The sequence below is a fragment of the Bradyrhizobium sp. BR2003 genome, from assembly GCF_009720285.1.
Classification (GTDB): domain Bacteria; phylum Pseudomonadota; class Alphaproteobacteria; order Rhizobiales; family Xanthobacteraceae; genus Bradyrhizobium; species Bradyrhizobium elkanii.
Genome location: NZ_SMYJ01000025.1, coordinates 110,974 through 129,608, shown reverse-complemented (window position 1 = coordinate 129,608; position 18,635 = coordinate 110,974). Strand labels below are relative to the sequence as shown.

At 57.7% G+C, this 18,635-nt stretch carries 14 protein-coding genes; all 14 read left to right on the top strand.

Annotated elements, in window-relative coordinates:
* Positions 1–18 precede the first annotated feature (18 nt).
* The 14 genes from E2I15_RS18130 (at position 19) to E2I15_RS18065 (ending at position 18,630) form a co-directional block, all read left to right on the top strand.
* Positions 19–882: an ABC transporter permease gene (locus E2I15_RS18130; RefSeq protein ID WP_137478551.1), complete on the top strand. Its 864-nt coding sequence runs from the start codon at positions 19–21 to the stop codon at positions 880–882.
* Positions 866–2,188 (top strand): ABC transporter ATP-binding protein, encoded by a 1,323-nt coding sequence (locus E2I15_RS18125; RefSeq protein ID WP_137478550.1) that lies wholly within the window; start codon positions 866–868, stop codon positions 2,186–2,188. Before E2I15_RS18130 ends, E2I15_RS18125 begins: the two co-directional genes overlap by 17 nt.
* Before the next feature lie 5 nt (positions 2,189–2,193).
* Entirely contained in the window at positions 2,194–3,012 is an 819-nt protein-coding gene (locus E2I15_RS18120; RefSeq protein ID WP_137478549.1) for a class I SAM-dependent methyltransferase, read from the top strand.
* Positions 3,009–5,552: a GNAT family N-acetyltransferase gene (locus E2I15_RS18115; RefSeq protein WP_137478548.1), complete on the top strand. Its 2,544-nt coding sequence runs from the start codon at positions 3,009–3,011 to the stop codon at positions 5,550–5,552. The genes E2I15_RS18120 and E2I15_RS18115 overlap by 4 nt, the downstream gene beginning before the upstream one ends.
* 6 nt (positions 5,553–5,558) lie before the next feature.
* A complete protein-coding gene (locus E2I15_RS18110) occupies positions 5,559–6,251 on the top strand; it encodes a metallophosphoesterase family protein (RefSeq protein WP_137478547.1) in 693 nt (230 codons plus the stop codon).
* The gene (locus E2I15_RS18105) at positions 6,248–7,303 is read left to right on the top strand and encodes an ATP-grasp domain-containing protein (protein WP_137478546.1); all 1,056 of its coding nucleotides are present in this window, start codon (positions 6,248–6,250) and stop codon (positions 7,301–7,303) included. The genes E2I15_RS18110 and E2I15_RS18105 overlap by 4 nt, the downstream gene beginning before the upstream one ends.
* Positions 7,304–7,340: 37 nt before the next feature.
* Positions 7,341–8,495 (top strand): class I SAM-dependent methyltransferase, encoded by a 1,155-nt coding sequence (locus tag E2I15_RS18100; RefSeq protein WP_170991484.1) that lies wholly within the window; start codon positions 7,341–7,343, stop codon positions 8,493–8,495.
* 86 nt (positions 8,496–8,581) lie between these two features.
* Complete coding sequence (locus tag E2I15_RS18095; protein WP_137478544.1) at positions 8,582–9,715, top strand: DegT/DnrJ/EryC1/StrS family aminotransferase; 1,134 nt, start codon at positions 8,582–8,584, stop codon at positions 9,713–9,715.
* A gap of 170 nt (positions 9,716–9,885) precedes the next feature.
* On the top strand, positions 9,886–11,193 hold the full coding sequence (locus E2I15_RS18090; protein WP_137478543.1) for a glycosyltransferase: 1,308 nt from the start codon (positions 9,886–9,888) through the stop codon (positions 11,191–11,193).
* A gap of 277 nt (positions 11,194–11,470) precedes the next feature.
* The gene (locus tag E2I15_RS18085; RefSeq protein ID WP_210253711.1) at positions 11,471–12,748 is read left to right on the top strand and encodes a glycosyltransferase; all 1,278 of its coding nucleotides are present in this window, start codon (positions 11,471–11,473) and stop codon (positions 12,746–12,748) included.
* A gap of 73 nt (positions 12,749–12,821) precedes the next feature.
* A complete protein-coding gene (locus E2I15_RS18080; protein ID WP_137478541.1) occupies positions 12,822–14,357 on the top strand; it encodes a glycosyltransferase in 1,536 nt (511 codons plus the stop codon).
* A 124-nt stretch (positions 14,358–14,481) separates the two neighbouring features.
* On the top strand, positions 14,482–15,606 hold the full coding sequence (locus tag E2I15_RS18075; RefSeq protein ID WP_137478540.1) for a glycosyltransferase: 1,125 nt from the start codon (positions 14,482–14,484) through the stop codon (positions 15,604–15,606).
* A 23-nt stretch (positions 15,607–15,629) separates the two neighbouring features.
* The gene (asnB, locus tag E2I15_RS18070; RefSeq protein ID WP_137478539.1) at positions 15,630–17,483 is read left to right on the top strand and encodes an asparagine synthase (glutamine-hydrolyzing); all 1,854 of its coding nucleotides are present in this window, start codon (positions 15,630–15,632) and stop codon (positions 17,481–17,483) included.
* A 22-nt stretch (positions 17,484–17,505) separates the two neighbouring features.
* Positions 17,506–18,630, top strand: a complete 1,125-nt coding sequence (locus E2I15_RS18065; RefSeq protein WP_137478538.1) for a class I SAM-dependent methyltransferase — start codon at positions 17,506–17,508, stop codon at positions 18,628–18,630.
* Positions 18,631–18,635 lie beyond the last annotated feature (5 nt).

Here is an 18,635-nt window from a genome sequence, read left to right as displayed (position 1 = left end):
GAGAGCTGACGTCAGAACATGAGCGGCATTTTTCCGGCAGCGAGATGGGTACGGGTCGGCTTGTCTCCGTACCGCAATTCCCAAGCGCTATGGATCAGCATCAAACAGATCCGGCGATATCGCGAGCTCTTGCGAGAGATGGTGCATCGCGACCTAAGCGCCGCCCATGCGATGCATGGTTTTGGTGCCTTGTGGATATTCATACATCCCCTGGTCATCGTCGCGACGTACCTGCTTATCTTTGGATTCGTGTTGGGCAGCAAGTTGGCGATTAACGCTGATTTCCCCGGCGATTATTCCGCCTACATCCTGGCCAGTCTTGTCCCGTGGCTGATGCTGCAAGCTGCGATCGTTCGCGGTCCCGGGGCACTGCTCGCAAGCGCAAATCTCGTCAAGCAGGTCGTGTTTCCGATCGAGGTGCTGCCGATTGCAGCGACGATCGCCGCAACGATCCCTCATCTGCCTGCGCTCGCGCTGGTCATTCTCTACAAGGCCTACGTTGGTGGTCTCAGCTGGATGGTGCTGCTTCTTCCGGTGGTGCTGGTGGTGCATGGCATTCTGGCGATCGGCTTGAGCTTTGCTCTTTCTGCGATCACGCCTTTTTTCCGTGATTTGCGCGATATCGTCACGGTCTTCACCTCTATTGTCATGTACTTGATGCCGACAGTGTATCTCCCGGATTGGATGCCAAGTGTCCTTCGCCCGTTGATCTATTCGAATCCGTTCAGCTACGTCGTCTGGGTGTATCAGGACGTCCTCTTCTTCGGCACGTTCAAGCATCCCTACGCCTGGGTGGTCACTCTCCTGTTTGCGTTGCTGAGCCTGGGGCTCGGATACCGCACGTTCGAAAAGTTGAAGCCCTACTATGGCAATGCTCTCTGACAATCATCTGGCCGGCGCGCTAAATCCGCTGATCGGCTCATCGGTGCCCGGATACGCCATTCGCGTCACCGGTCTGGGAAAGGCCTACCGGCTCTACCAGCAGCCGTTGGATTTCCTGAAAGAAGTCGTTACGGGCAAGCCTCGACACGTCGAGCACTGGGCAATTCAGAATGTCTCGTTCGAAGTGCCGCGGGGCTGCGTGGTCGGCATCATCGGGCCCAACGGAGCCGGGAAAAGCACGCTCCTGAAGATCATCGCCGGGTTGCTGGACGCCACAACCGGGCGCGTCGAGGTGGCTGGCAAATTGTCCGCGATTCTGGAGTTGGGGACCGGCTTTCATCCGGATGTGTCGGGCCGCGACAATATCGTCCTTGGCGGCATGTGCCTGGGAATGTCGCGGGCGGAAATAGAGGCGAAGGTTTCCTGGATCATCGATTTCAGTGAGCTTGGAGATGTCATCGATCAGCCGTTCCGGACCTACTCCAGCGGGATGCAGGCTCGACTCACGTTCGCCACGGCCATCAGCGTCGATCCAGAAATCTTCATCGTCGACGAGGCTCTTGCGGCCGGCGACGCGGCGTTCGTTCACAAGTGCATGAAGCGCGTTCGGGAGATCTGTGAAAGCGGAGCTACGGTCTTGTTCGTCTCGCATTCGAGTGGATTGATCGGCGAGTTGTGCGACGAGGCGATCTGGATCGACAAGGGGCGGGTCCTGATGCAAGGCAATGCTCAGCGCGTCAGCAAGGCGTATGAGCAGAGTGTCTGGGATCTTGAGGAAGCGCGCAATCTCAAGGCAACGCAGAAGCTAAGCCAGGCGGTCGAGAGCACGTCCGAAACCGGCAAATATGAGCTTGGCGGCGATACGCTGCGTATTGCCTCGGTCGAGGTGATCGATGCCGAGGGTCGGGCGGTGGGCCTGGTAACGAACGGTCAGCCGCTTCGGGTGCGGATTTCGTGGTCAGGAACAACGGAGCACAAACAGATCTACGCCAGCTTGCGGATCGATAGCGGCCGCCTGCAAGCCGTCGCGGGGATTGAGGGCTATGACGGTGGCATATTTCTGGACGCGGACGGCGTTTTGCCGGCGCGCGGGAGCATCGTCTACGAAATACCGGAACTCGCCCTCGGCGAGGGCCAGTACTTCGTTTCCGCGGCTCTCTGCCGTCACATGCTGCCGAAGGGATCGGAAGCCATTCTCCACTACGTGGAAAAGGCCGCTCAGTTCTCGGTTGCCCGGAATTCCCTCTGGCACTTCAACTATATCTATGACCCGAAATTCACATGTCGGATAGAGAGCGCTGAATAGCACAAATGACAGATCGTGATTGGCAGGAAAAGCTTGAGGCGTTCTTCGAGCTGCGCGCGAGACAGATTTCGGAGGTTCCCACGCTGGATGACCTCTGCTATCTCGCTGGCAGAAATCCGCTGCTCTGGACCGACCAAGACCTGCTTTCCGATCTCAAGTCACATGTCCTTGATCTGATGCAGCTTGATCAGACTTCCACGGTGCTGGAAGTCGGGTGTGCGGCTGGCCTCCTGGCATCCCTGATTGCGCCGAAAGTTGGTAAATACGTCGGGATCGATCTTGCAGAGACGCCTCTCAATGTCGCGCGGCGGCTAAGGCTGGGCAATGCCGAGTTCCGGAAAGGTGACGGACAGAACCTGCCATTTGGAGATCGCGAGTTCGACGCTGCATTGTGCTACGACGTGTTCTCCAATTTTCCGGCGTTTGAGACAGGCGAGAAGATCATCCGCGAAATGCTGCGCGTGGTGCGAAGCGGCGGACGCGTGCTGGTCGGTTCTATCCCAGATCGGAACGAAATCGAGCAGTCACAGCAAATCTCGGCTCGATTGGCCGCCGGATTTGGCACGCAACAGAGTCGTCCCCCCCTGCAAACCTTGGTCAAGGCCGAGAAGGCCGGCCCTCTTGCAAGACTTTCGAGCTATTTGGGATTGACCGACAAGGATGCCGTCCGAGAGATCAAGCCGGAGATCGTGTCGTATTATTTTTCCAAAGACGACTTTGTCCAGCTCGGAAGGCGTCTTCAAGTTGAGACCCGAATTGCGGACATTCATCCGCGCAATCCGTATGCCGGCACTCGGTTCAACGTCATATTCACCGCAAAATGAAGATCCTCAGGTTTCACGAACTCAGTCCTGATCGCTGGAACCTGCTGGCCGCGTCCTCGGCTGAGGCGTGGTTGAACCACGACGCTGCGTGGGTTGCGATCGAGGAGCGGTTCTTCGTGGGAGGCAACTTGTCGTTTGCTCTCGTTGAAAACGACGAAGTGCTCGGAATACAGCCGCTCTATCTGGACGAGGGGGCAAGGGTACCGTTCGGCGAACGACTGCTTCATTCGGGAATCCATCGGCATGCCGGCTTGGCGACAAGCGAAGCAATCGATCGGAGCACCAAGAGGGCCGTGCGCTCGGCGGCCATGGAGGAAATATTCAGGCTTGCCGAACTGTACGACGTCGATCGTATTCAGTTGAATACTCATAACCTCGCGCCGGTCAATCGCTCGACTTCACGCGAGGAAATTCCTTTCTGGGTGAGCGACTTCGGATTCCAGCTGGGAATTGCTTTTGGTCCGAATGGAATGATGCCGTTTCCGGGCCTTTCGACGGTTAATGCCGATCAGTTGATCGATCTTGATCGATCCGAGAATGATCTGTTCGCGAGTTTGGATGAGGGGTGTCGCAGGGCGGTTCGAAAGGCCATCAAGGCGGGTCTCGAATTCGAGCCTGCCAACGATCGTTCCGCGTTGCGAAGCTATGTGGAGATCGCCGAGGAATCCGCCACAAGGACCGGTGAGGTACTCCCGCCCATAGACTATTACGAAGCGGTCCTGGACCAATTCCTTCCCCAGGGCCGCGCCCACCTGCTGTTCGCGCGTACTCCGGCTACCCGAGCGGCGGGCCTGATCCTGTTGAGTGACAAGAATGCCGTGCATTTCTTGGCTGGGGTTTCTCGGCCCGATGAATTGAAGCTCAGGCCAAACGATTTTCTCCACTGGAGCGCGATGGTATGGGCGAAAAGCGCTGGCTTTCAAACCTACCGATTGGGGCCGTGGTTTCCTGAAGTGCCGCGAGACTGGCCAATTTCCAAGGTGTCGCGCTTCAAGACCAAGTTCGGATCGAAGTCTCTGCCCATCATTCAGGGCAGCCTGTTTCGACGCCCCGAGAAATACATTCAACAGCTTCCCGCAATCCGGAATGATTTGAAGATTGGACATGGTGCTGCATCGTTCTCGGCATCTGCGCGAACCGGAGGCGAATTTGCTGCTCACCTTCTCGGGATTTTTGGCTTTCCCCGGGCCTCGGCATCCATGGACGGAGTGCCTGTCGTATTGTATCGCCCTCGGAAGGAGACCGTAGCCGAGGCGCGCGAAGTTCTTGCTCGCGGGGGGACGGTCGTGGCGATGCTGCCCGCGCTCGAATTTGCTGAAGCATTTGCCGTCGTCCTGCAGGCAAGAACCACCGGCTCGCCACAAGTTCTGCAAGCCGAGATGGCGGGGTCCAATGCCTGGAGAAGGCTGCGAACCTTGCATTCCTACATGCGCTTTTCCTCGGCGGATGGCGTATCGATCGTATCCGACGACCAGGGATGCGCCGCTTGGCTTTACCTCGACGTGGTCGCGGGAGGCCGGATCCTATTCATCGGAACCGACCTCGTTTCGGACGTCGTTCGCTATCGCCAGGGCGATCCAGCCGCGGCCGCAAGGCGGCCAACGGAAGCGCAGTGGGGCTACGCCGGCGAGCGGCCAAACTACCTGTTCGAATCCCAGCTTGCCGGCGAAGACGCTCGTGCACGGCCGGCGGATTGGTGGTGTGAAGCGCTGGCCGATGCGTTGGAAAAGCTCTGCGGTCTGGTCAGATCACCGATGTTGCCGAATGGTGCACCCGGCGCGATCGTTGTGACCGGCGATGACGACCAGGCGCCGCTGCATCGCTATGCTCAGCAGCGAGAGGCGTTGGGGGCGATGCCGATCACCTATTTCCTTCATCCGCTCACGAAGCACGACAAGGCTTCGTTGCAGCAGCTTGGAGAGGGCCGGCGCGTTGAGCTCGGGCTTCATCCGGATGCGCTTGATCGTCCCGACCAATACAGAGAGCTGTTTTGCGAGCAGGCGGACTGGTTCAGGCAGTTGACAGGCGAGGACGCGCGCACGATTCGAAACCACGGCTTCCTCAATGACGGCTATTGGGGGCATGCGGCAACGTGGAACGACCACGGTGTCGAAGGGAGCTCCAATCTGCCGGGATTGGATGGCCGCATCATCAATGGCTCGCTCCTCCCGGCGCGACTACTACTTGACGATGAACTGACGGAGCACTGGAGCATCCTTACCGCCATCGGAGATGGGATCGTCTTTGTGCACGGTTGGGACGATGTCCAGTCGGCGGCGTGCGTACTGGATCTAGCCGACCGGATTCGGGCGAGCGGCGTCCCTGGGGTGATCGTCATCAATCTCCATCCCGAGAACATCGACAAGACGCGAGGAATGCACCAGGCGGTCCTTAAGGTTGTCGAGGACGGATTCCTGCCCTGGACGATGAGTGAGTGCTTCGAATGGTTCGGAAAAAGTGCATCGCGAAGTGCCACGGCAGTTGCTTCAGGTCGTGGGCGCAGCTCCGTTCTCGAAAAGGTTCGCCATCTGCTGAGTTGAACCGAGATGCTGCTAGGTGTTCTGTCAGATGCTCACGGAAATGTGGAAGCGTTTCAGCTTGGATTGAATCTGTTGGCGGAAGCCGGCGTCGACGCCGTCTATTTCCTCGGCGACGCCGTCGGATACATTCCGGATGCCGGCGTGGTGTCCCTGCTTCGTCAGGGTGAAATCCGTTCGATCAGGGGAAATCACGACGACATGCTGGTGCGACGAAGCGCGACCGCCGACCTCGACAAAGTCTACCGCCACAGCGAGACTTTTGCGAAGCTCAGCGATGACGAGCGAGATTTCCTGATGACGCTACCGTCACAGCTCAGGCTCAGCAGGCCGGGAACTGATATTCTGTTTGTTCACGGCAGTCCGTCCGATCCCCTGGCCGGTTACGTGTATCCAGACACCAGCCTGACCGATTTTATGAACGTGAATGCAGATGTCGTGTTCATGGGCCACACGCACCATCCGTTTGTTCGCCGGCAAGATGAGAAGCTATTTGTGAATGTCGGCAGTTGTGGCCTGCCAAGAGGACAGGACGTTCGCGGAACGGTCTGTATCTTCAATGTCGATCAGCGGGACGTTGAGATCATCAGGTACGACATCTCGGCATGCTGTGAACGCGTACTTTCGCGCCATTTGCTATCACCGTCGGTTGCCGCACTGTTGGATCGATGTTCTCGGCATATGACGGGAGAACAAGCATGAAGACTCGGCGCGCAAAAGTCTTGCTGACGGGAATTGGCGGCGGAGGGCACGGCGAGCAGATTTTGAAGGCGCTTCGGCTTGGCGAGATCGAATACGATATCGTCGGGACCGATACCAGCGATGCCTGCGCGAACCGCAATCGTGTCAATAAGTTCGTCCAATTGCCGCGGGCAACCGATCCGAAATATCTCGATGAGCTGCGATCCCTGGCCCAATCGGAGAAATGTCTTGCGATCTTTCACGGCTCCGAGCCGGAGATGGCGGTCTTCAGCCGATCCAAGCCGTTGCTGGAAGCTGATGGACTCTATGTGCCCGTCAACCCTCCCGCGGTCCTCGAGATCTGCCAGGACAAGTTCAAAACGATGGCGCACCTGACCTCTCGCGGCTTTCGTACCCCGAAATTCATCGAGGTGCGCAAGCTCGAGGATACGGAAGCGTGGCACCAACTGCCGGCCATCTTGAAACCGTCGGTCGGCGGAGGCGGCTCTGCGAATGTCTTCATCGTGCAGTCGAGGAACGAATTGCTAGCGTTCTCGCAGTACCTGTTAGGGATATGCGAATGCTTCATATTGCAGGAGTATGTTGGTAGCTCTGACGAGGAATACACCGTCGGAGTATTGTTCGGAAGAGATGGCTCGTTCATCAACTCGATCGCGATAAGGCGCGTCATAAACAATGCATTGACGATCCGAACGCAGGTACCGAACCGGACCTCGCGCGGCGAACTCGGCTCTCGATTGATTGTATCGACGGGTATCTCACAGGGACATGTCGCCGATTGGCCTCAGGTTCGAGAAGCGTGCGAGGCAATCGCCTCGTCCCTTGGGCCCACAGCTCCCGTGAACGTCCAATGTCGCGTGGTGGATGGTGCGGTCATTCCGTTCGAGATCAATCCGAGGTTCTCCGGAACCACCTCGCTCAGGGCAATGGTCGGCTACAATGAGCCCGACGTCTTGATCCGCAGAGATGTGTTCGGCGAGAGTATCGCGCCGCGTTTTCCATACAGGGAAGCGATGATCCTGCGCGGTCTTGAAGAGCATGCCGTCGCTTAACCTGGATTTCCCGGTACCCTCGAAGGAGAATGAACCGATGTCTGTTCGCTGTCCGGTCTGTAGTTCCGATCAGTTGCATGATCTCTATCCGTCGTTTTCGGGCACCTGTATCACGTCCGATATGATGGTGCTGCGTAATGCTTCGCTGGACAATCGGCTCTGCTCGGACTGTGGGCTGATATTCAACGCCGGCGGCACGCGTGGCTGGAGTGAGGCCTTCTACAAGGACAGCTACAGCTTGATGATGAGAAGCCCGAACGCGGCCATTCAGAGCTTTTCGGGCCCGGCGCCGATTTCGCAGGCGGAGCGCACACATCAGATATTGAGAGAGATGAGCGAATTGCCTTCGCAGGGAGCGATCCTGGAGGTGGGGGCCGGAAAAGGCGATTTCCTGGGACACTTCCTCGAGCAATCGACGGAATGGCGGGCCACCGCGTTTGAGCCGAGTTCGGCTTTCGATGTGCTGAAGCAACGGTTTCCGAGCGCCTCAATTCATCACTGCGATTACAAGGAGTTCGATGCCGGCGCGGCGAAGTTCGATTTGGTCGTGGCACTCGGCGTCTTGGAGCATGTGGAGAACCCGCTCGACATGCTTCGATGGGGGTACGAGCGTCTGCACGAGTCCGGGTTGTTCTACATTCGTGTTCCCAATTTCGCACGCAATCCGAACGACCTGTTTTGCGCGGATCACCTTTCGAAGCTTACGATCCACAGCCTGACGTCGTTGGCGAAAGCTGCCGGATTTGATGTGGTCGCGTCGAAGGAGGCGGGTGTCCCGATCTTCGTGCTGCTTAGAAAGAACGACCATCCGACAGCTTCGATCGAGAACGTAGCGGCCGTCAACCGGAGCGTGCTGGACCAGAATTTGCCTGTTGCTGGGAATGCGATGGAGGCGATCAACCGTTGCCAGACGGCAGCGCGTGCAGCGGGAGAGCCGTTCGCGATCTTTGGACTGGGACCCTCGGGCCTGTTCGCTCCGTTCTATTTCGGATTCGATGTGGCGGAGATTTCGGCGTACCTCGATGAGAACCGATCGACGTGGGGAAGCGGCATTCATGGTCGCCTGGTGGGCGGACTGGACAAGATCGACGAGCTGGGCATCCGCCACGTAGCGCTCGCCATAAGTCCGGTCTACTTCGACCAGGTGAAGGCAAAATTGGCCGGGCACAAGGTTCAAGTGTATTCGGCCTAAAGGTCAATGATCGTCCCGATAACTCACCAGCGAACTACGGAGTAGTTCGTAGGAGGTGGGATATCTGCATCAAGAGTAACAGTTAGATGAACATCACAGAGCCAAGTTTCGACGAGACTGAATTAGAGTTGCTTCGGGAATGTCTCGGCTCGAAATGGGTCACGCAAGGCCCGTTCACCGAGCGGTTCGAGCGGCTTATCGCCGAGAAGCAGGGCGTGAAACACGCGCTCGCCTGCACGTCATGCACCGCCGCCCTGCATTTGGCGACGATGGCGCTCAAGCTCGGTCCTGGAGACGAGGTTATTGTTCCGGCGTTCACGTGGGTGACAAGTGCGCATTCGGCCGAATACGTTGGCGCAAAACCGGTATTCGTCGACATCGACCTATCGACCTTCAACATCGACCCGGATGCCCTTCAGGCGGCGATTACGCCGCGAACAAAGGCAATTGTCGCCGTCCATCTGTTCGGCCTTGCCGCACCGATGGATGAAATAAAAGCCATTGCGGAGCGTCAGGGCATTGCCGTGATCGAGGATGCTGCCTGCGCGATCGGCACCACCTACAGGGGTGCACCGGTTGGCGCGATCGGCGATATAGGTTGCTTCTCGTTCCACCCGCGTAAGGCGGTTACGACGGGAGAGGGAGGGGCTGTAACCACGAACCGCGATGATCTGGCCGAGCGCGTGCGATCGCAACGAAACCACGGCTCCACGGGCGCGCCGGATTCGTCGATTGAGCCGCATGGTCCGTGGACGATGGCGACGTTCGACAACCTTGGCTTCAATTTGCGCTTATCGGACATTCAGGCGGCTGTCGGAGTTGCACAGATGGGGAAGCTCGACCGTCTGCTATCGGAGCGCAGACGTCTCGGACGTCGCTATTCCGAGCTGCTAGCGGGAAACAATTCGATCGGGCGACCGCTGGGCGGGGACGTCGATGGACATACATATCAGTCCTACGTCATTCGCCTCGCCGAGGGGAACCGAGTGCGCCGTAACGCGGTGATGGCGGCGTTGGCGGCCGCGGGAATCCAAACCAGACCGGGCACCCACGCGGTACATCGGCTCGGCTATTACAAAAGCAAGTATGGACTCAAGGCCGAGCAGTTTCCAAGGGCGGCACTTGCGGAGGACACCACGATTACGCTGCCCATTTTTCCCGGCATGACCCAGCAGGATCAGGAGTTCGTAGCCGATACCGTAAATCGAGCCATTACTTGAGGCGCCCCGTTGTGTTTGCGCTAAGGCTGGCTCGGTCGGTTCGAAATCTGTTTGGGATCGATTCGGACTTTCCCAATCTCAAGCGGTTCGCAAGACGAAACGCGAGTTTTCGCGAAGCTTCGCGAAAGCTGTTCCCAAATAGCTCACTTGCAAAGATAGGCGAGAACCTCTTGCAAACGGCAGATCGAATTGCTGTTGAGAAGGACTATTCACAGGTCATTCTTCTCCTGGATGTCTTGCGGCCCTTCCTCAATCCAGATCAATCTACCGACGCGCAGGATTTCTGGAACGCCTTTGTTGGCGATTGCCGCAAGATCTCCGAGAAGCGAGTCCTGGCCGGCCATCCCAACTCGCTATGGGGGGTCACGCCAATCGTCAGTCTTCGCGCGTGCGTCGCGGCGGATCGTGCTCTGAACGTGAATGCGAGTTCAGTCGTATTTACCACTTATCACACGGCGTCGGATTTTGATTTCGTCTTCGCCGGGATACAGTCGCGGCTCGCCGCCGAGCGCAGTGAGGACGTTTATTTGTTTAGGTGGATCATATTGATCTGGGCCATTGCGAATTTCGATTTCTTTCACCTGTACAATGACCGGGGAATTATTGAGCCTGCGGGCGGTTACGGCAGCCCGCGCTTTGGAATCGCAGTGCGGGAGATGGAGCTCTATCGAGAGGCGGGAAAGCGTCTCTACACGTATGCGTATGGCGCTGACCACCGAACGCGCAATAAGACTCTAGCCTTGGGAAAATGGAGCTTCTGTTCGGAATGTCCTGAGCCAGGCCAGTATTGTGTCTGCGACGATGCCGGGGGGGCGAGCATGTTGGGGACCATCGGAGAATATTCGACGGCGGTTGTTGCGCACGGTCTTGCCGTAAAGCTGATTCCCGGCGCCAGGAATGTTCCGTATCTTACGGTGGATGTTGCCAAGTTTAACCCGCGAAAACTTGTGGGGCGCCGGGTTGGGGAATTGCTCGTCGGTCACTTTCCAAACCATCCCTATTTTAAGGGATCCAAGTATCTTGAGAAGGCTGTGCTTGAACTGCAGTCGGAGGGATATCGTGTTGAGCTCCTGCAGCTCAGTGGAAAACCAAATGACGAGATCCTGGCTGCAATGCAGACGATCGACGTCCTTGTTGATCAACTTGTGAGCGGATCGTTTGGGCTGACCGCTGTCGAAGCGATGGCCTCGGGATGCCCCGTGATCTGCTACTTGCACGCAGGAGTAAGTGTTGCAGATCTCGACACCTGTCCAGTGATCTACGCCGATCCGGATACGATCAAGGATGTCCTGAGAGATCTTGTCTCGGACCGCACGCGGCTCTCTGTGGCCGAAGCGGCCGGGCCAATTTATGTCAAGCGAAACTACTCGATAGAGGCACTCGCGAGACATTTGGCGAGCCTGTACGTGGAGACGGCAGATCTTCCCGAGCTCGAAGCAGCCAAAATGGATCAGAGAGCCAAGGCTCTCGCTCTATAGGCCGTGCCATTGAACGCGAGCAGCTTCCCGGTTCGCATTGGGCGCCAAGGAAGCGTGCGCTGTGTATCCATGCGAATGCGGCGGTGTCGAGAACGAAAGGGGCAAGAGCTTGTTGAATGCTATGACAACCGTGGTAGCGCGGTATCCCAGGCTGAAGAAGTGGTTGCGCCCTGTTTGGCGGTTCGTCAACTCGCGGCGACCGAAGCTGGCGCGTAAATCGGAATTCCCAGCGCGGGTCGTCCGTGGCGTGCGGTCGAGATATCTGCGTATCAGCACCATGTTTTTGCAGAACGCGGAATTGATGCGTCAGCGCCTTCCGTTGCTCCGGGCGGCTTCGCGGCAAGGTCCTTTCTCCCGGATCGGCACGAATGCCAGCGGGACGGAGGTCGTCATGCTTGTAGTATCCGATCTCCGGATCGATCCTCGCGTGGAGCGCGAGGCTCGCGCGCTGGCCGAGGCGGGATATGAGGTCACGGTGCTTTGTCCGGAACCGTCCGACGGGGCTGGAGAAAGCTTCAAGATCGATTGGGGGCCGTCGGTGTCGATCAAATGGCTGAATTGGACGGCAGCGTCATTCGTCAGCGAATCTCCCGGATATGTCGGAAATCAGCTCTATGCCGCCGCCGTCACGCTGAAGCCATTTGCGTTTCATGCACACGATCTCAATACGGCCTATGTCGCGCTTGCCGCAGCCAACGTCACCGGCGCCCATTTGATTGTGGACTTTCATGAATGGTTTTCAGAGAACGTGCATTGGGACTCGGGGCGCAAGGAGTATTTGCCATATCCGCAGCCTTGGAAGCGGCAATTGCAGAAGCTGGAAGCTCGCTGTTTGCGCGAGGCGTCCGCCACGGTCACGGTTTGCGATTCAATCGCCGATGCCATGAACGCGGAATTGGGAGGCAAGCGTCCCCTGGTGGTGCGGAACATTCCTAACATTCACCGCAGCCCGACGAAGAAATATCCGCCGCTCAAGGAACAGCTGAGTCTCGATCAATCGACCTTCGTCCTGCTCTGGCAGGGCGGAACGGGGCCCACCCGCTTGATAGAGCCGATTATTCAGGCTTTGGAATACGCAACGAAGTGCGTGCTCGTCATTAGAGGGCCTTCGCTTGATCTGTTCGGTGAGGGGTATCGTAAGCTGGCGGCCGAGATCGGTGCTGAAGGCCGGCTCATTCTCTTGCCTCCCGTGCCCTCCCACGATGTCGTAGCGGCCGCGCGGGGCGCTGATGCGGGCATTTGGACCTTGCCGGCTCTGTGCAGGAATTTTACGTTTGCCCTGCCCAACAAGATCTTTGAATACCTCGCTTCGGATCTGCCGGTCCTGGCCGCCGATTACCCGGAAGCAAGACGTCTCGTGTCAGGTAACCAGGTCGGGTTGATGTTCGACCCGTACGATCCGAAGTCGATTGCCCGTTCCATCAACAAGCTGATCGAGCAGGCGGATCTGGCTGCCAGGCTCCGCGCCAACATAGGGATAACGCTCGCAAGTCTTGATGCAGGGCGTGAATGGCAGCGTCTGGTGGAAGTCTACAAGCAGCTGCCACGGCGATGATGCAACGTGTCATCCGCGATAACCTGCTTCCGTTCATGGCATGCCGCAATACGGCATTTCGGCGACATGCCGCATGGCTAGATTCGTTTTGGCCAACGACGGCCCAATCCTAAGAACATTTGTCTCTGCAGGTAATTTCGCTATGTATGACCGGTTAAGAGCGGCCTCCAGGCTCGTGCTCCCCGTAACAGTCCGCAGATGGCTGCTTACTGTCTGGTCGATTGCGCGTTCACCAGATCGGAACACCCTGATTCTCTACCAGCTGAGAGCGCTTAGTCGAAAGCTCGCTCGCCTGGTCTTCATCCCGCCGGCCGGCACCGCAGTCTCGAAGGCAATTTTGGATGCCGCCATTTGGCTCAGTCCAAGATTCGGCGCCATGCGGTTAAGGTTGGGCCGCGTTCGAACGCTGTGGGGCGTAACACCAATTTTGACGCTGCCACTGAAAGCCAAGGCGGATCGAGCGCTCGGGTTTCGCTCAACGTCTCTTGTTTATGTCACCTACATCATAACCTCGCAGTTCGACATCAATCTCAGGCGTCCCTATGCATTCGCCTGTTCGTTCGGCCTTGGCCTTGCGTTTCAGCGGCTGGTTCTTGCTTGGGCTCTGCTGCGGTATGATGTGTTTCATTTTTTTGCGGATCGCGGGCTGCTGGATTCGACGACCCGCTTGCAGATCAATTTCGAGGAGCTTGCCGCGCTCCGGCGCGCTGGCAAGCGGGTCTATGTCTACGCCTATGGCGCGGACGTTCGCACCAGGCAGGCAACATTGGCGCTGGGCAGGTGGAATTTCTGCGTCGATTGCACCGAGCCGCCCAAATACTGTACGTGCCATGATGCCGATGCTCAGCGGTACGTCTCCGAATTGGACAAGACGGTGACGGCCTTGGTTTCGCTGGGCGACATGCTGACCTACATGCCGACAGCGAGACATATCAATTACTGGCCGCTTGACCTGGATCCAGCGAGGGCATCCGGTCCCGGCACCTCGTCTGGCTCACTTCGGATCGCTCATGCTCCAAATCACACGCATTTCAAGGGATCAACGTACCTTGAGCAAGTGATCGAGAAGCTGCGTGCTCAGGGGCATCAAATCGAATACTTCAAGATACAGGGCGTTCGTAACAGTCAGGTGCTCAGCCTGTTTGCCGAGAGCGACGTCGTTGCCGACCAGTTTATCGGGGGCGCATACGGCTATACTGCCCTAGAAGGAATGGCGCTCGGCAAGCCGGTGCTGAGCTTCGTGAGGAGCAAAGCTCTGGTCGATGCACCGGACGAATGCCCGATCATCAACACGACCCCAGACGAGCTCGAGCAGGTCCTGCTTTGGATGATGGATAACCGAAGCCGTCTTCGACTGATCGGCGAGCAAGGACGGCGCTACGTGGAACGGTGGCACACGGTTTCGGCCGTTGCTACCCGTTTGGGGCAACTCTACGAAGATACCGCAGAATTCCCGGCCCCAGTGCTGAGCCGGATAAGGAAAATGCGCGCGCAGGAGGAGGCACGGCGAAATTCCATTCCCGTAGCCACCGGCTGGCAGCATCCGTTTCAGGTCTCAAGACAATGTGGCGCCGAACAACTTGGCGCTACCGGGGCATTCGACACATGACGTTCGTGAGAAAGCACCGCCATCGGCGCAAACAACGAGCGACCGGCCTCGGGCCGAGGCTTGTCTTCGGCCAGGCTGATCGTCGCGATCCCGGATTGGTTGCGTCAGAAGGGATGGACGCCCGATGAGAATTCTTCACGGCCCCTTCAACATCGGCAATCAGCCGTGGTCGCTCTCGCGCGCGGAACGGCGCCGCGGCAACAGCAGCGACCTGGTGGTAAGAAGCGGCACATGGTTCAAGTATCCGGCGGACCGGGTCTTGTACGACGACAGCACTAGCCGCTTTCAAAAGACGCTTCGCAGTGCCGCTTTTGGGCTGTTGGCGCTGTTTCGCTACGATGTTCTGCACTACTACTTCGGCTTGACGTTCCTGTATCCGGGATTTCCGTTCCCTAAAACCACTCGAAGGGGCCGCCTGCTCAATCTTCTGGCGACAATTGATCTCAGGATAGCCAAGCGTCTCCGCACCAAGAGATTCATGACGCTTCAGGGATGCGACGCGCGACTGGCAGGAGAGGGTAACAAGCGAAATCAGTGGACCATGTGCAGCAAGGGCCGCTGTTCAGCGTACGAGACCTGCATCAGCATGCTGGACGCGCGGCGTCGACACCTGATCGACCACGTTCTGCCGCTATTCGACCGCGTGTTCTATCTCAATCCGGAACTCGGCCACCTCGTCCCGACGGGGCAGTTTCTGCCCTATGCCAATGTCGAAATCGACAAATTTGCGCCTCAGTACCCATCGCCAAGAGGCAAGCCCAAAATTGTGCATGCTCCCAGCGACGGGAGTATCAAGGGTACTCAGCTCATTCTCGATGCTCTGGAGCTCTTGAAATCGAGATTTGAATTCGAGTTGATCCTGGTCGAAAAAAAGACCCACGAGGAGGCGCTGGCCATCTACCGGTCGGCCGATCTTGCCATTGACCAGGTGCTTGCAGGTTGGTACGGCGGCTTTGCCGTTGAGATGATGGCGATGGGGAAGCCTGTGGCATGCTACATTCGGGAAAGCGACCTGAAATTCGTGCCTGAAGCGATGAGGGACGATTTGGCGATTCTGAACATCGATCCCGGACGGCTTGCCGAGGATATCGCTGCAATTCTGGAACGCCGAGACGAGTGGCCCGAGCTGGGAAGAAAGGCCCGTCGTTACGTCGAGCGCTGGCACAACCACGATCATATCGCCGATGCGATGCTTGCAGCCTATCACGATACGCACAGCTTGTTTGTGCTGACCCCCGCCGGTTCCTGATCCGTCGCGCTGGCCAGACTCACATGTGCGGTATCTCCGGCATTTTGCATTTCGGTTCGTGTTCGGACGCGGAGCTACGCATTCGGCGAATGACATCAAGTATTGAGCATCGGGGCCCCGACGACAGCGGCTATTATTCCTCACCGGACGTCGTGCTCGGTTTTCGCCGCCTTTCGATCGTCGATCTTGCGACAGGCCACCAGCCGATGCGCAACGAGGATGGGACCGTCTGGGTGATATTCAACGGTGAGATCTACAATCACCGTGAACTGCGCAAGGAGCTCGAGGCGGCTGGCCATCGCTTTATGACGGATCACTCGGACACGGAGGTCCTGGTCCATGGCTGGGAGCAATGGGCGACGAATTTGTTCTCGCGGCTCAACGGTATGTTTGCCTGTGCGATCTGGGACGAGAAGCAAGGCGAACTTGTCGTGGCCCGCGACCGCTACGGAATCAAACCGCTTTACCTCTCAAACTTGCCTGGCGAGGGTGTGGTCTTCGGTTCAGAGGTTCGCTGCCTGCATTCCAGCGGTCTGGTCCAGAAGGCCTTTGATGCGTCCGCAACGCTCGAATATTTTACACTGATGAATAACTGGAAAGGGCGTACTCCGTTCCGCGACGCCCGGCTTCTGCAGCCCGGCACTTTCGAGCGTTTCGCGAGAGGCCGCCACTCCCGCGGAACGTACTGGTCGGCGTCCTACAACCGCGTTTACTCGCCCAGCCTGCCGCAAGCCTCCGGCGAATTCGCCGAGATCGTTCAGGCTGCGCTGCGGCGACAGTTGGCCGCCGATGTTCCGGTGATGACCTATCTTTCGGGCGGGATCGACAGTTCGGCCATCACGTCCGCCGCCCACCAGATCGATCATAATGTGCGGGCGTATTCGTGCATTTTCGACCTGGAGAATGTCGGGGCGGATAGCTTCGTCGACGAACGGGATTTCTCCCGTGCCGTTGCCAAGAGCTTGGACATCGAGCGCATTGAGTTGACGGTGCCGCAGGATGCGTTGGCAACCAATCTGGACTCCACGGTCGCCGCGCTCGAATATCCCCGGATGGGCATGGCTTATGTGAACTATCTGATTGCGCGCAGGGTCGCCCAGGACGCCAAGGTCGTAATGTCAGGCACGGGCGGTGACGAGGTTACGGGAGGCTATGTAGGGAGGTACGCTATCGTGTCTCGGCCTGCATCGCTGATGCTGCGGGCAGCTCGATGGCTTCGTTCGGTCAGGTATCGAAGGCCGTCGCCGACAGATCCTTTTGCCTTGTACAAGGCCAATTTGAACGTTCCTGTTTCGGCCCAACAAATCGGAGACGCGTTCACGCCGGAGTTTCTCCGGGCCGCGGCCGGATTTGATCCAGTCGCGGCGATCAATGACGCGATCAATGCGGCGCCGTCACGAGATCCGTGGGACGTCGTGATGCACGTGGATTTTACGACCTACCTGCCAGGTCTGCTGGTCCTAGAGGACAAATTGTCGATGGCGCACTCTTTGGAAGCGAGGGTGCCGCTCCTGGACAACGAGGTTGTGGACTACTTGCTCAACGTCGATTGGAAGCTCCTGTCCGATGGCGTAACCGGAAAGATTCTGTTTCGCGAAGCTGTTCGGCCGCTCGTGCCGGAGGTCATATACCGCAAACCGAAAATGGGCTTTGGACCGCCGGATGCTTCCTGGTACAGAGGAATCCTTCGTCCATGGATCGAGGACCAGCTTTCGGAATCCCGAATCAAGCGGAGAGGCGTACTGCAACATGCATTTGTCCGCCGGATTCTTGACGAGCATTTTTCCGAGAAGGCTAACCATGTCGCCTTGATATGGAGTCTGTTGAGTTTCGAAGCTTGGTGCCGACAACACGGCGCCTACGGCGGTCCCGTCTGATAGCGACACGAGGTATTAATTCATGCGACCTGTCGACAGTTCTCTGCTGCGGCCTGCCGGCCAGGCCTTGAACCTGGAGGTTTTCTCTCAGGTCGATGGTCATGTGCTCGAGGGTCTGCTTCGGACGCATAAGCCGTCGGTTTGGTATCCGATCTTGCAGGGAGTTCCGTGCTTCCTGGGTGGGCCGATGAAACCCGACCTGACGGACTTCTGCGCGCGCCACGGACTGAAGGAACCGGTGACGACTCCAACACGACCGGAGGCCAGCGAACAAGCCAAGACCAACGAAACCTTTTCCGACAAGTGGCGGCGTTTCAAGCAGTACGGCTTGGAGCCCGAGCACAAGGAATTTTTGTTCGGCTGGTACTGTAAGAAGCTCGGTCTGCCGGATATTGACGCGCTTCAGGATTTCTATCGCGCCAAGCGGCGCGTGTTGGAGGTTGGGCCGGGCTCTGGGTTCAACACTCGCTTCATCGCCGAGAACTGTCCTGGCGAGGTGTTCGCACTTGACGTTTCGGATGCGGCGTTCACGACCTTCGAGAATACCCGCGATCTGCACAATTGCTGCGTGGTTCAGGCCGATCTGATGGAAGCACCGTTTCCTGACGACACATTCGATTTCATTATTGCAGACGGGGTGCTGCATCACACGCCGAACACTCAATTGGCTGTGGAAGCGCTTTACAAGAAGGTGCGTCCGGGCGGACAGTTCTTCTTCTATGTCTACCGGAAAATGGGCGCTGTCCGCGTATTTACCGACGGCTACCTGCGCGAAAACTTCATGCCGCTTTCGGCGGAAGAGTGTTATGCGGCTTGCGAAGGCATCACCGAGCTCGGACGCGAATTGTCTCGCCTGAATGCGACCATCGAGCTCAAGAAACCCATTCCCGCGCTGGGAATTCCTGCAGGCAAGCACAACGTTCAACGGCTGCTCTATTACAATTTCCTGAAATGCTTCTGGAACGAAGCCTTCGACTACGAGACCAACAATATGGTTAATTTCGACTGGTATCATCCTCACAATGCCTGGCAGCATACGGAGGAGGAAGTCGAGGGCTGGCTGAAGGGGCTGGGTGTAGAGACCTACAGCTTCAACGACTCTAATCCGAATGGGATCTCCGTCCTTGCGACGAAGCCTTTAGCCTGATTTGA